At 69.9% G+C, this 12199-nt stretch carries 13 protein-coding genes; 8 read left to right on the forward strand and 5 right to left on the reverse strand.

Annotated elements, in window-relative coordinates; translation table 11 throughout:
* Nucleotides 1-5 precede the first annotated feature (5 nt).
* Genes NTM_RS16610 through NTM_RS16620 form a run of 3 tightly spaced genes read right to left on the reverse strand, consistent with a single transcriptional unit; the run spans nt 6 to nt 2817 of the window.
* Nucleotides 6-998 carry an acyl-CoA dehydrogenase family protein gene (locus tag NTM_RS16610; protein WP_163766888.1) on the reverse strand — a complete coding sequence of 331 codons (993 nt, stop codon included), beginning with the start codon at nt 996-998 and terminating at the stop codon, nt 6-8.
* Nucleotides 995-2152 carry an acyl-CoA dehydrogenase family protein gene (locus NTM_RS16615; protein ID WP_163766889.1) on the reverse strand — a complete coding sequence of 386 codons (1158 nt, stop codon included), beginning with the start codon at nt 2150-2152 and terminating at the stop codon, nt 995-997. The genes NTM_RS16610 and NTM_RS16615 overlap by 4 nt, the downstream gene beginning before the upstream one ends.
* On the reverse strand, nt 2152-2817 hold the full coding sequence (locus tag NTM_RS16620; RefSeq protein ID WP_232079732.1) for a hypothetical protein: 666 nt from the start codon (nt 2815-2817) through the stop codon (nt 2152-2154). The genes NTM_RS16615 and NTM_RS16620 overlap by 1 nt, the downstream gene beginning before the upstream one ends.
* A 112-nt stretch (nt 2818-2929) precedes the next feature.
* Here NTM_RS16620 and NTM_RS16625 point away from each other — a divergent pair, with 112 nt between their 5' ends.
* From NTM_RS16625 to holA, 3 genes are read left to right on the forward strand one after another with little or no spacing between them, the layout of a single operon-like run.
* Complete coding sequence (locus NTM_RS16625; RefSeq protein ID WP_163766890.1) at nt 2930-3736, forward strand: ComEA family DNA-binding protein; 807 nt, start codon at nt 2930-2932, stop codon at nt 3734-3736.
* Between the two features lie 3 nt (nt 3737-3739).
* Entirely contained in the window at nt 3740-5200 is a 1461-nt protein-coding gene (locus NTM_RS16630) for a ComEC/Rec2 family competence protein (RefSeq protein WP_163766891.1), read from the forward strand.
* A complete protein-coding gene (holA, locus tag NTM_RS16635) occupies nt 5197-6156 on the forward strand; it encodes a DNA polymerase III subunit delta (protein ID WP_163766892.1) in 960 nt (319 codons plus the stop codon). Before NTM_RS16630 ends, holA begins: the two co-directional genes overlap by 4 nt.
* 102 nt (nt 6157-6258) lie before the next feature.
* Here holA and rpsT read toward each other — a convergent pair whose 3' ends face one another.
* Complete coding sequence (gene rpsT / locus NTM_RS16640; protein ID WP_104863358.1) at nt 6259-6519, reverse strand: 30S ribosomal protein S20; 261 nt, start codon at nt 6517-6519, stop codon at nt 6259-6261.
* A 196-nt stretch (nt 6520-6715) separates the two neighbouring features.
* Here rpsT and NTM_RS16645 point away from each other — a divergent pair, with 196 nt between their 5' ends.
* Genes NTM_RS16645 through NTM_RS16655 form a run of 3 tightly spaced genes read left to right on the forward strand, consistent with a single transcriptional unit; the run spans nt 6716 to nt 10173 of the window.
* Nucleotides 6716-8341: a circularly permuted type 2 ATP-grasp protein gene (locus NTM_RS16645; RefSeq protein WP_163766893.1), complete on the forward strand. Its 1626-nt coding sequence runs from the start codon at nt 6716-6718 to the stop codon at nt 8339-8341.
* Between the two features lie 15 nt (nt 8342-8356).
* Complete coding sequence (locus NTM_RS16650; RefSeq protein ID WP_104863356.1) at nt 8357-9331, forward strand: alpha-E domain-containing protein; 975 nt, start codon at nt 8357-8359, stop codon at nt 9329-9331.
* Nucleotides 9332-9333: 2 nt separating this feature from the next.
* Nucleotides 9334-10173, forward strand: coding sequence for a transglutaminase family protein (locus tag NTM_RS16655; protein ID WP_163766894.1), 840 nt, complete (start codon nt 9334-9336; stop codon nt 10171-10173).
* Here the strand turns inward: NTM_RS16655 and NTM_RS16660 are convergent.
* Complete coding sequence (locus NTM_RS16660) at nt 10157-11017, reverse strand: ribonuclease Z (protein WP_104863354.1); 861 nt, start codon at nt 11015-11017, stop codon at nt 10157-10159. The genes NTM_RS16655 and NTM_RS16660 overlap by 17 nt on opposite strands.
* 129 nt (nt 11018-11146) lie before the next feature.
* Here NTM_RS16660 and NTM_RS16665 point away from each other — a divergent pair, with 129 nt between their 5' ends.
* On the forward strand, nt 11147-11575 hold the full coding sequence (locus NTM_RS16665) for a CBS domain-containing protein (RefSeq protein ID WP_104863353.1): 429 nt from the start codon (nt 11147-11149) through the stop codon (nt 11573-11575).
* A gap of 5 nt (nt 11576-11580) precedes the next feature.
* Nucleotides 11581-12198 carry a GNAT family N-acetyltransferase gene (locus tag NTM_RS16670; RefSeq protein WP_104863352.1) on the forward strand — a complete coding sequence of 206 codons (618 nt, stop codon included), beginning with the start codon at nt 11581-11583 and terminating at the stop codon, nt 12196-12198.
* The last annotated feature ends 1 nt before the right edge of the window (nt 12199 follow it).

Consider the following 12199-nt stretch of genomic DNA (forward strand, 5'->3'; position numbering starts at 1 on the left):
CCCGGCTACGGACAGATCAGGCCCCACAGGCGTCCAGGGCTCGCCTGCAGCGCCATGTCGGTCAGCCGGGCGTCCCAGTACCGCACCGAGCCGAACTCCGAACGCCACGCCAGTGCGGCCCGGGTGAACTCGTGCAGCCGGTGCTCGCGGGTGGTGCCGATGGCTCCGTGCACCTGGTGGGCGCCGCGCACGACCACGGTGGTCGCGTGACCGGCGCACGAACGGGCCGCGGCGACAAGGAATTCCAGGTCGTCTCCGGTCCAGTCGGTCGCGGCCGCGCGCGACAGCGCGGCTTCGGTGGCCGACCGGGCCAGTGCGGCCTCGGCGGCGATGTCGGCGATCTGATGTTGCACCGCCTGGAATTTCGCAAGCGGTCGGCCGAACTGCTGTCGTGACGACGCGTGCTCGACGGACAGTGCGAGGGCACGGTCCAGCGCGGCGCAGATCTGGACGGCACGCACCAGCGCCGAGCGGTGCCACAATTGCGTGAGCGCCGCGGTGGGCACAGCGGCCCCGGTCAACGCGCCGGTGTCGGCGTGTACCGAGTCCCTCGGCTCACCGATCATGTTGGCGCCGGGGGTGATGGTGAGCATGTCGGCCGCCACGTCGGCGACGGCGTGACCGTCGCCGTGCGGCCACACGACGACGATCCGGTCCGCACGCGACGCCCACGGCACCCCGACGGCCCGCCCGTCTCCGTCCAGGACACACACCGTCCGCACCGCGGAATCGCACGGCAGCCCCACTCTCTCGAGCAGCCAGCACGCCAGCAGGTCGTGTTCGGCCAGCGGAATCCGGACGCCGTGGCGCACGGCGGCGGACAACAGTTCGGCGGCCTCGTTCCAGCCCGCGCCGCTCCCGCCGGATTCCTCGGCGCCTGTCAACCGGACCAGTCCGAGGTCGTCGAGGCGGCGCCACAGGCCGGCGTCGGTGCCGTGTTCGGTCAACACCGCGTCCATCATCTCGGCCAGGGCGGGGTCCACACCGGGTGTCGTCATCGGATTCCCAATCCGCGGGCGATGACGCCGCGCAGCACCTCGTTGGTTCCGCCGCGCAGCGTGAAGCCGGGACGCTGATCCACCGCGGCGGTGGCCATCGTCGAGAACATCGTCGAGAACTCCCCATCCACCGCGCTGTCGAGGGCGAGGTGGGCGAACTCCGCGATATCGCCTTCGGTGGTGGTGCCCAGCACCTTCACCACGGCCGCGGGCACGTCGGCGGGTTCGTGCCGTTGGAGTGCGCCGGCGACCGCGGAGGACATCTGGTGGAGTCCGGCGATCCTGGCGACCAGCCTGCCGAGGTCCTCGTTACGCGGAAAACGTTGTGCGGCCGTGTGTTCCGCGCACACGTCAAGCAGCACGAACGTCGACAGGAACCGTTCGGGGCCGCTGCGCTCGAAGCTGAGCTCTGAGGTGACCTGCTGCCACCCCTGCCCGATCGTGCCGAACACCATCTCGTCGGGTACGAACGCGCCGTCGAGGATCACCTCGTTGAAGTGGTGGGCGCCGTTCATCGACACGATCGGGCGGATGTCCACACCCGGGCCGCGCAGGTCGACGATGAACTGGCTCAGCCCGGCGTGGCGGTGTGCGGGATCCATCGGCTCGGTGCGGGCCAGCGCGATGAACGCATGCGCGAGGTGGGCGCCGGACGTCCAGACCTTGGTGCCGGTCAGCACCCAGCCGCCGTCGGCGCGTTCGGCCTTGGTGCGCACGCTGGCGAGGTCCGAGCCGGAATCCGGTTCGCTCATCCCGATGCCGAAGAAGCACTCGCCGCGCACGATCCTGGGCAGGAAATGTGACTTCTGGAAGTCGGTGCCGGACTTCAGAAGTGACGGCACGATCTGCCGGTCGGCGATCCAGTGCGCCGCGACGGGTGCTCCCGCCGCCAGCAGTTCCTCGGTGACGGCGAACCGTTCGCCGAAGGTGCGGCCGTGCCCGCCGTAGGCCTGCGGCACCGTCATCCCCAGCCAGCCGCGTTGGGCCAGCGCGGCGGTGAACCCCTCGTCCCATCCGCTCAGCCACGCATCCGGGGACGGGGTGAACGCACCGGCGGCGCGTTGTTCGGCGAGGAACTCGCGGACCTGGTGACGCAGCTCCTCGTGGGTGGGCGCGTCGTCGGCCGATGCGGGGACGAGCCGGGGTAGTGCCATCAGTCTCCCGGGTGTTCGGTCGCGGACATCTCCGCGGTGGGGCTGTCGTCGGCGGGTGTGTCCGGATCGGGGCGGGGTGCATCCGGCAAGGTCAGGGCGACGCCGAGGGCCAGGAAGAATCCCGCCGTCAGCAGACCGCCGAGGTAGTGGTTCATCGGCCCGCCGGGGGAGATGAAGCTGCCGGGCGGCCCGATGATGGTGATCGTCTCGATCAGCTGCTCCACGGTGAACACCGCCGCACCGGTGCCCAGCCAGCGCGGTAGATGACCGTCGTTGGCGGACAACAGGATCGGGACAGCAACCATGATGTGGGCGAGGGTCGTCACCGGCAGCCACATCGCCGCGATGTCGTCGAGGGCCAGCTCGGTCCCTACGGTGACCTGACCCGGCCGCAGCGCCGGCCCGGCGACGAACCACACCGACACGCACAGCTGCGCGACGGTGACCGACGCGCCGATGGTGAACAGGTGCGCGGGCGGTCCGGTCAGCCGGTCGCGGGCGAACGCGAGCACCACCACCACCGCGAGCGCGGAGAACGCCAGCAGCAGAGCCTGGATGCGGACGACGCCGGGGTCGGGGCCGGGCAGGGCCGGAAGTACCAGCACGGCTGTCGCGTAGAGCACCGCGAACGCCACACCTGCGATCAACGGGGCGCGGTGGTTCATATGGAGAGCCATGTTAACCACGGCTGTCCCCAACACCGACTTCATCCCCAGGCCGCGCCGTCGATGAGGCGATCACCGCCGTGCCGTCGGGACGCGGCAATACCGTCACGGCATGTCCACCGAACTGCCCGCCGACCGGCTGCGCCGCCGCCTGGGTGCCGGTCCCGATACCGCGGAGGACGAGGAGGACGAACCGCCGGACACCACGTTGTCGCGATGGCTTCCGGCCGACAGCGGGGGCGGTCCGCCGGCCTGGCTGGTGAAGATCCGGGCCGACCCCGGACGCGCGGGGGTGATCGCGCTCGGTGTCGTCGGCGCGGTCGCGGTGCTGGTGACCGTGCTGACGCTGATCGGCGACAGGACGCCCGCGGTGGTCTCGGCCAAGCTGCCGCCGGTGGAGACGGTCTCCTCGACCGCACCGCCCGCCGGTGGCGCCGGCGGCACCGAACCAGTGGTGGTCAGCGTGGTCGGGCTGGTGCGCACGCCGGGCCTGGTCACGTTGTCGCCCGGGGCCCGGATCGCCGACGCGCTCGACGCCGCGGGCGGGCCGCTCGACGGCGCGGACGTGCTCGGTCTGAACATGGCCAGGCGCGTCGCCGACGGCGAGCAGATCGTGGTCGGAATCGGTGCGCCGCCGGGGCAGCCGACCCAGATGGGCAGTGCGGTGGTCGGGCAAGCGGGCGGCTCCGCATCCGCTGCCCCTCCTGAAAATGGTGCGGCCCCAGGCGGATTGATCGACCTGAACAGCGCGACCGCCGAACAGCTCGACACGCTTCCCGGAGTCGGGCCGGTGACCGCCGCTGCGATCGTCGCCTGGCGAGACGCCAACGGCCGGTTCAGCAGCGTCGACCAACTCGGCGACGTCGACGGCATCGGCCCGGCGCGGTTGGACAAGCTGCGCGACCTGGTCCGGGTGTGAGCGGTGGACCTGAGGCTGGTGCCCGCCGCGCTGGCCGGCTGGGCGGTGACCGCGGCGGGCATCCTGTGGCTGCGTGCCGGCGCGGTCACCGCGCTGGCTGTCGCGGTCACGGTGACCGCGGCGCTGGGCGGGTGGGCCGGGCGCCGTACCCCGGGCGGACCACACCGGATGCCGGTGGCCGCGGTGCTGGCGGTCGCGCTGATCGGTGCGGGGTTCGCGGTCGCGGTCGTGGTGCGGGTCGCCGCGGTGGACGGTCACCCCGTCGCGGGTTACGTCGGCACCGTCACCACCGTGACGGTCACGCCGACGGAGACCCCACGCGTGCTGGAGGGTGGCCGCACCATGTTCCGCGGGTCGCTGGCGGCGTTGGACGGGGCACGCTCGTCGGGCGATGTGCTGGTGTTCGCCCCGGGCGGTGACTATGCGCGTCTGGCCGCCGGCCAGCCCGCCGCGTTCCGGGCCCGGATCGGCAGGCCCACACGACGTGATCTCACGGTGGCGGTGCTCACCGCCACCGGCGACCCCACGGTCGGGGAGGCCGCTGCGGTCCACCGGGCCGCGCACCATCTGCGCACCCGGTTCGCCGATGCCGCGCGCCTGGCGCTGCCGCCGGATCAGGCCGCGATGCTGCCGGCGTTGGTGCTGGGGGACACCAGCTCCGTTCCGGCCACCGCGACGGCCGAGTTCCGCCGGTCCGGTCTGACCCACCTGACCGCGGTCTCGGGTGCCAACGTCACGATCGTGTGCGGCGCGGTGCTGTTGTCGGCGGTGGTGATCGGGCCGAGAGCGGCGGTCGCGCTGGCCGCGGTGGCGTTGGTGGCGTTCGTCGTCGTGGTGCAGCCGTCGGCGAGCGTGCTGCGTGCCGCGTTGATGGGGGCGATCACGTTGCTGGCCGTGGTGTCGCACCGGCGCAGGCAGGCGTTGCCCGCGCTGGCGGCCACCGTCGTCGCGGTGATGGTCGCCGCGCCGAGGCTCGCGGTCGACGTCGGGTTCGCGCTGTCGGTGTCGGCGACCGCGGCGTTGATCGTGATCGCCCCGGGGTGGTCTCGCCGCCTGGTCGACCGCGGGTGGCCGCGCCCGCTCGCCGACGCGGTCAGTGTCGCGGTGGCCGCCCAACTGGTCACCGCACCGCTGGTGGCCGGGATCTCGGGGTCGATGAGCCTGGTCGCGGTCGCCGCGAACCTGGCGGTGGCTCCTGTGATCCCGCCGATCACGGTGCTCGGGACGGCCGCGGCGGCCCTGTGCGCGGTGTGGCCCGCCGGGGCGGAGGTGCTGATCCGGTTCACCGGCCCCGAGGTGTGGTGGCTGCTCGGCGTCGCGCGGTGGGCGGCACGGATGCCCGCCGCCGCGGTACCGATGCCGTCCGGGGCGACCGGTGTGCTGATCGCGGCCATGCTGATGCTCGCCGCGGCGGCGGGATGGCATTGGGTGGTGTCGGGGCGACGTGACACGATCGTGCGGTGACACAGACCTCCGGCCTGCACCTGATCCTGGGAGACGAGGAACTTCTGGTCGAGCGCGCCGTCGCGGACGTGCTCAAGGCCGCCCGCGCGTCCGCGGGCACCGCCGACGTGCCGGTCGACCGGCTGCGTGCCGGCGAGGTCAGCGTCAGCGAGATCGCCGAACTGCTCAGTCCGTCACTGTTCGCCGACGAGCGCGTCGTGGTGCTCGAGGCGGCCGGCGAAGCCGGCAAGGATGCGGTGGCGCTGATCCAGTCCGCGGCGGCGGACCTGCCCGACGGCACCCTGATGGTGGTTGTGCATTCCGGTGGCGGCCGCGCGAAGTCGCTTGCCGATCACCTCAAGAAGCTCGGCGCCGAGGTGCACCCGTGCGCCAGGATCACCAAGGCGTCCGAACGCGCGGACTTCGTCCGCAAGGAGTTCCGCGCCCACCGGGTGAAGGTCGACGACGAGACGGTGACCGCGGTGATCGACGCGGTGGGATCCGACCTCCGTGAGCTCGCCTCGGCGTGCTCGCAGCTGGTCGCCGACACCGGTGGCGCCGTCGATGCGGTGGCGGTGCGGCGCTACCACTCGGGCCGCGCGGAGGTGAAGGGGTTCGACATCGCCGACAAGGCGGTGGTCGGCGACGTGGCCGGGGCGGCGGAGGCGCTGCGCTGGGCGATGATGGCGGGCGAACCGCACGTGGTGCTTGCCGATGCGCTGGCCGAGGCGGTGCACACGATCGCCCGGGTCGGGCCGCTGTCCGGGGATCCGTACCGGCTTGCCGGGGAGCTGGGCATGCCGCCGTGGCGGGTGCAGAAGGCGCAGAAGCAGGCGCGGCGGTGGTCCCGCGAGAAGGTCGCCGAGGCGGTGCACGTGGTGGCCGCGCTCAATGCCGATGTCAAGGGTGCTGCGGCAGATGCCGACTACGCACTGGAGAAAGCAGTCCGCTCAGTCGCCGAGCTGGTCAGCGAGTAAACAGCTGGAGAGCTGGTCAGCGAGTAGACAGCTGAGAGCTGGTCAGCGACTGAGCGGGGAGTGCTCGCGCCCGTCCCCGGCGAACCGGGGCCGGCCGAACGATCAGAGCTTGTTGAGGGCCTTGGCCAGCGCCGACTTGCGGTTGGCGGCCTGGTTCTTGTGGATGACGCCCTTGCTGGCAGCCTTGTCCAGCTTGCGGCTGGTCGAGACCAGCAGCTCGCCGGCCTTGTCCTTGTCACCGGATTCCACAGCCTCACGGAATCCGCGGACCGCCGTGTGAAGTGACGACTTCACCGACTTGTTGCGGAGTCTGCGGCGCTCGTTGGTGCGGTTCCGCTTCTCCTGCGACTTGATATTGGCCACGCGTGTATTCCTTCTAAATGTCGACTGGGTGATGAAGTCTTTAGGCGCCCGCACGGGGGCAGCGACTGTTCAGGGTAGCAGCGAGTGGGTAAATCCCCCAAAGCGAGCTCCGCTGGCCTGCCGAAATGGCCCGCATGCTGCAGCATGACATTCGGATACTCGCGCTTCGTGCGTAAGGGAAAGAGTAGGGGACATTTTGGCGACCGACACGGTACGGACCGTTCGTAGCAATGCGAAGACCGCCAAGCGGCATGACGGCGTCTTCGGGGGCTACAACAAGCTGGGCTCGTATGCGAAGGCCTTCGACGAGATGTTCGACGCCCAGGGCAACGTCCGCGGCCCGTACAAGGGCATCCACAAAGAGCTCGCACCCGCCGACGTGTCCGACCTGGAGGCCAGGTCGGAGGCACTGAGCCGAGCGTTCACCGACCAGGGCATCACGTTCTCGCTGTCGGGTCAGGAGCGCCCGTTCCCGCTGGACCTGGTGCCTCGGGTCATCTCGGCAGCCGAGTGGACCCGGCTCGAGCGCGGGATCCGGCAGCGGGTGCAGGCGCTGGAGATGTACCTCGACGACATCTACGGCGAACAGGAGATCCTGCGCGACGGTGTCATCCCGCGCCGGCTGGTCACCTCCTGCGAGCACTTCCACCGGGAAGCCGTGGGCATCGCCCCGCCCAACGGGGTGCGCATCCATGTCGCGGGTATCGACCTGATCCGCGACGACCAGGGCAACTTCCGGGTGCTGGAGGACAATCTGCGCTCGCCGTCGGGGGTCTCCTATGTGATGGAGAACCGCCGCACCATGGCGCGGGTGTTCCCGAACCTGTTCGCGACGCACCGCGTGCGCGCGGTCGGCGACTACTCGTCGCACCTGCTGCGGGCGCTGCGTAACGCAGCGGCCAACAACGTCGCCGATCCCACGGTCGTCGTGCTCACTCCCGGCGTCTACAACTCCGCGTACTTCGAGCACTCGCTGCTGGCCCGCCAGATGGGCGTCGAGCTGGTCGAGGGCCGCGACCTGTTCTGCCGCGACAACACCGTCTACATGCGCACCACCGACGGTGAGCGACAGGTCGACGTGATCTACCGCCGTATCGACGACGACTACCTGGATCCGATGCAGTTCAAGCCGGACTCGGTGCTCGGCGTCGCGGGCATCCTCAACGCCGCCCGCGCGGGCAATGTGGTGATCTCCAGCGCCGTGGGCAACGGTGTCGGCGACGACAAGCTCGTCTACACCTACGTGCCGACGATCATCGAGTACTACCTCGGGGAGAAACCGCTGCTGGCCAACGTCGACACCCTCCGCTGCTGGCTCGACGAGGAGCGGGAGGAGGTGCTCGACCGCATCGACGAGCTGGTCATCAAACCGGTGGAGGGTTCCGGCGGCTACGGCATCGTGTTCGGGCCGGATGCGTCCGAGAAGGAACTGGCCACGATCACCAAGAAGATCAACGCCGACCCGCGCGGCTGGATCGCCCAGCCGGTGATGCAGCTGTCCACGGTGCCGACCCAGATCGGTGACACGCTCGCGCCGCGCCATGTCGACCTGCGCCCGTTCGCGGTCAACGACGGCGACGAGGTGTGGGTGCTGCCGGGCGGCCTGACCCGGGTCGCGCTGCCGGAGGGGTCCCTGGTCGTCAATTCCAGCCAGGGTGGCGGGTCGAAGGACACCTGGGTGTTGGCGTCGCGCACGTCGGTCGCCGACCGCGAGCTCGGCGCGGCCGAGGTGGTGCGGTCGCTGCCGCAGGCGCCGACGAGCAAGTCGGGCAAGAACGGCAAGGTCGAATCCACGCTGGATCAACAGCAGCAACAGCAGTAGGGCGGTGGGGAACTGATGCTGGCGAGAAACGCAGAATCGCTGTACTGGATCGGCCGCTATGTCGAGCGCGCCGACGACACCGCCCGGATCCTCGACGTCACGGTGCACCAGCTGCTGGAGGACTCCAGCGTGGATCCGGACCAGGCGTCGCGGACGCTGCTGAAGGTCCTCGGCATCGATCCGCCCGCCGGGGCGCTCGACGTATGGTCGCTGACCGATATCGTCGCGTTCAGCCGGGAGACCTACGGGGGTTGCTCGATCGTCGAGGCGATCTCGGCGGCACGCGAGAACGCCCGCGGCGCAAGGGAGGTCACCTCGACCGAGATCTGGGAGTGCCTCAACACCACCTACAACGCGCTGCCCGAGCGGGAACGCGCGGCCAAGCGGCTGGGCCCGCACGAGTTCCTGTCCTTCGTCGAGGGCAGGGCCGCGATGTTCGCCGGCCTGGCCGATTCGACGTTGTCGCGCGACGACGGTTACCGCTTCATGGTGCTGGGCCGCGCGCTGGAGCGGGTCGACATGACGGTGCGGTTGCTGTTGTCGCGGGTCGGTGACAGCGCGTCGTCCCCGGCATGGGTCACGTTGTTGCGTTCGGCGGGTGCGCACGACACCTACCTGCGCACCTACCGCGGCGCTCTCGACGCGGGCCGGGTGGTCGAATTCATGTTGCTGGACCGGCTTTTCCCGCGGTCCATCTTCTATTCGTTGCGGCTGGCCGAGCACAGCCTGGATGAACTGATGAAGCGCCCCCACGATCGGCTCGGCGCCACCGCCGAGGCCCAGCGACTGCTGGGGCGCGCCCGCAGCGAGCTGGAATTCCTGCAGCCCGGCGTGCTGCTGGACTCGTTGGAAGAGCGGCTCGCCGGTCTGCAGAAGACGTGCTTCGACGTCGGAGAAGCATTGGCGGTGCAGTACTTCCACGCGGCGCCGTGGGTGGCGTGGACGGATGCGGGACGCAATGCGCTGGTGATCGAAGAAGGGGAGATCTGAGTATGTGGCGGATGCGTGTGGTGCATTCGACGGGCTACGCCTACAAGTCGCCGGTCACCGCGTCGTTCAACGAGGTGCGGCTGACGCCGCGGTCGGACTCCCGGCAGAACGTGATCCTCAACCGGGTCGAAACCGTGCCCGCGACAAGGTCTTACCGCTACGTCGACTACTGGGGCACCGCGGTGACGGCGTTCGATCTGCACGCCCCGCACACCGAGCTCGAGGTGACGGCGTCGTCGGTGGTCGAGACCGACAAGCCCGAAGAGCCCGAGGTGAAGGTCACCTGGGACGACCTCGCCAGTGAAGCGGTGCGTGACCGCTACGACGAGGTGCTGGCGCCGACGCATTACGTCCCGGCCAGCAAGCGCATCGAACGGGTCGGGCGGCGGATCGCGAAGTATCACGAGCCGCGCGAGGCTGTGGTCGAGGCGGCCCGCTGGGTGCAGGGCGAACTGAATTACGTGCCGGGCACCACCGGCGTGCACACCTCCGGGGTGGACGCACTGCGCGAAGGCAAGGGGGTGTGCCAGGACTTCGCGCACCTGACCCTGATGATGTTGCGCGGCATGGGGATTCCGTCGCGCTACGTGTCGGGATATCTGCACCCGAAGAAGAACGCGAAGATCGGCGACACCGTCGAGGGGCAGAGCCATGCCTGGGTCCAGGCCTGGACCGGCGAGTGGCAGTACTACGACCCGACCAACGACGCCGAGATCAACGAGCAGTACATCAGCGTCGGGGTGGGCCGGGACTATTCGGACGTCGCACCGCTCAAGGGCATCTACTCCGGGGAGGGGGCCACCGATCTCGACGTGATCGTCGAGATCACCAGGCTGGCTTAGCGCACACCCCGGGGTGCACCTCGACGCGGTGCAGGTCGTCACCGAGTTCGATCTGCCGGTCGAAGTGGGATGCGGCCAGGGCGCGCCACTGGTCCTCCTGTCCGGGCTGCAGGGCAGGCACATAGTGGGTCAGGATCAGGATTCCGACCCCGGCCCGGGTCGCGGTCTCGGCGGCCTGCTCCACGGTGGAGTGGTAGTCGCAGATGTCACGGATGCGCTGCACCGGTAGTGCGTCCACCAGGTCGTGCCGGATCACGGTGTGCACCAACGCCCCGGCGCCCGCGGCCAACTGGTCGAGGCCCTGGCACGGCACGGTGTCGCCGGCCAGCACCACCGATGCGCCGTGGTGCTCGATGCGGAACGCGATGGTGGGTTCCACCGGCCGGTGGTCGGTCGGGCCCACCCGGATCGACACCTCGTCGCGTCCCCACACCACGCCGCCGGTCACCTCTTCGACCTCGACGAGCGGCGGTGCGGTCAGATCGGCATGGTGGGCGATCCGGTAGCCGATGTCGAACCGGAACGCCTTGAGCGTGTTCTCGACGACCTCGGCTGTCCCGGGCGGACCGATGATCGGCAGCGGGGGCATGTCGGGCGAAAAGTTCGACACCCAGCGGGTGATCAGGACGTCGCCGAGGTCGGCGATGTGGTCGCTGTGCAGGTGGGTCAGCAACAGCGCCGAGAGCTGGTTGGCGCCGACCCCGATCGCGGCGGCACGTTGCAGCACCCCGCGGCCGCAGTCGATCAGGAACGTCTGATCGCCGGCGCGAACCAGCGTCGACGGCCCCGCGCGGCGCGCGTCGGGGATCGGGCTTCCGGTGCCGAGCAGCGTCACTTCGATCATGTCGGAAGGTATACCGGTCCCGGCGGCTGCTGTCCTGCGGATCGGGGGCGATTCGGTTATGCGGCACGGGCCCGCCGGGAACCGCCGAGTAGTAGCCTGGTGTGAGCTACATCACCCAGGGAGTGGTCGATGCGGATATCTGACGTGCTGCGCAGCAAGGGGTCGGCGGTCGCCACCATCACCCCCGAGACGTCGGTCGCCGGGTTGCTGACCGAGCTGGCGGTGCGCAACATCGGCGCGATGGTCGTGGTGTCGCCGGACGGGCTGCTGGGCATCGTGTCCGAGCGCGACGTTGTCCGTAAGCTGCACGACATGGGTGCTGACCTTCTGCACAGGCCGGTTTCGGAGATCATGACGACGCTGGTGGCGACGTGCACACCGCAGGATTCCGTGGACAGCCTGAGCGCGCTGATGACCAACAACCGGGTGCGGCACGTCCCGGTGGTGGTCGACGGGCGGCTTGCCGGCATCGTCAGCATCGGCGACGTGGTCAAGACCCGGATGGAGCAGCTGGAGCGCGAACACCAGCAGCTGCAGGCCTACATCACCCAGGGCTGACCGCGGTGGGAGACATCGCTGTCCGCTTCGTCGAGAAGCGGGACGTCACACAGCTGTCGCAGGTACTGGCGCGGGCGTTCTTCGACGACCCGGTGATGGTGTGGATGATCCCCGACGAGACCCGCCGGGTCCGCGCCCTGGAGCGGATGTTCGGCGCGATGACCCGGCACCACTTCCTGGCCGGTGGTGGCGCCGAGGTGGCAGTGGATGCCGGGGGAGCGGGCACCGTCGGCGCCGCGTCGCTGTGGGATCCGCCCGGGCGCTGGAAACAGACCCCACGCGAGGAGCTGCGGATGATGCCGAGCCTCATCCGCGCGTTGGGGCGGCACGCGCGCCGCGGCATGACGATGTCGGAGGTCATGAAGAAGAACCATCCCGAGGAGCCGCACTGGTATCTCGGGGTGATCGGCAGCGACCCGGACGCGCGCGGCAAGGGGTTCGGCAACGCGCTGATGCGGTCACGCCTGGACCGGTGCGACGCCGAGGGCGCGCCGGCGTATCTGGAGTCCAGCAAGGAATCGAATGTGCCGTACTACATGCGGTTCGGCTTCGAGGTCACCGGCGAGCTCACCGTGCCCGACGGCGGCCCGACCATGTGGCAGATGTGGCGACATCCCCGATAAA

The sequence above is a fragment of the Mycolicibacterium parafortuitum genome (assembly GCF_010725485.1).
Taxonomy (GTDB): domain Bacteria; phylum Actinomycetota; class Actinomycetes; order Mycobacteriales; family Mycobacteriaceae; genus Mycobacterium.

Excerpts from the sequence above, each read along its gene's own strand:
- NTM_RS16615 (WP_163766889.1), bottom strand. The coding sequence starts at position 2,152 with ATGGCACTACCCCGGCTCGTCCCCGCATCGGCCGACGACGCGCCCACC.
- NTM_RS16655 (WP_163766894.1), top strand. The coding sequence starts at position 9,334 with ATGTGGCGGATGCGTGTGGTGCATTCGACGGGCTACGCCTACAAGTCG.
- NTM_RS16625 (WP_163766890.1), top strand. The coding sequence starts at position 2,930 with ATGTCCACCGAACTGCCCGCCGACCGGCTGCGCCGCCGCCTGGGTGCC.
- NTM_RS16665 (WP_104863353.1), top strand. The coding sequence starts at position 11,147 with ATGCGGATATCTGACGTGCTGCGCAGCAAGGGGTCGGCGGTCGCCACC.
- NTM_RS16620 (WP_232079732.1), bottom strand. The coding sequence starts at position 2,817 with ATGAACCACCGCGCCCCGTTGATCGCAGGTGTGGCGTTCGCGGTGCTC.
- NTM_RS16660 (WP_104863354.1), bottom strand. The coding sequence starts at position 11,017 with ATGATCGAAGTGACGCTGCTCGGCACCGGAAGCCCGATCCCCGACGCG.
- NTM_RS16650 (WP_104863356.1), top strand. The coding sequence starts at position 8,357 with ATGCTGGCGAGAAACGCAGAATCGCTGTACTGGATCGGCCGCTATGTC.
- NTM_RS16610 (WP_163766888.1), bottom strand. The coding sequence starts at position 998 with ATGACGACACCCGGTGTGGACCCCGCCCTGGCCGAGATGATGGACGCG.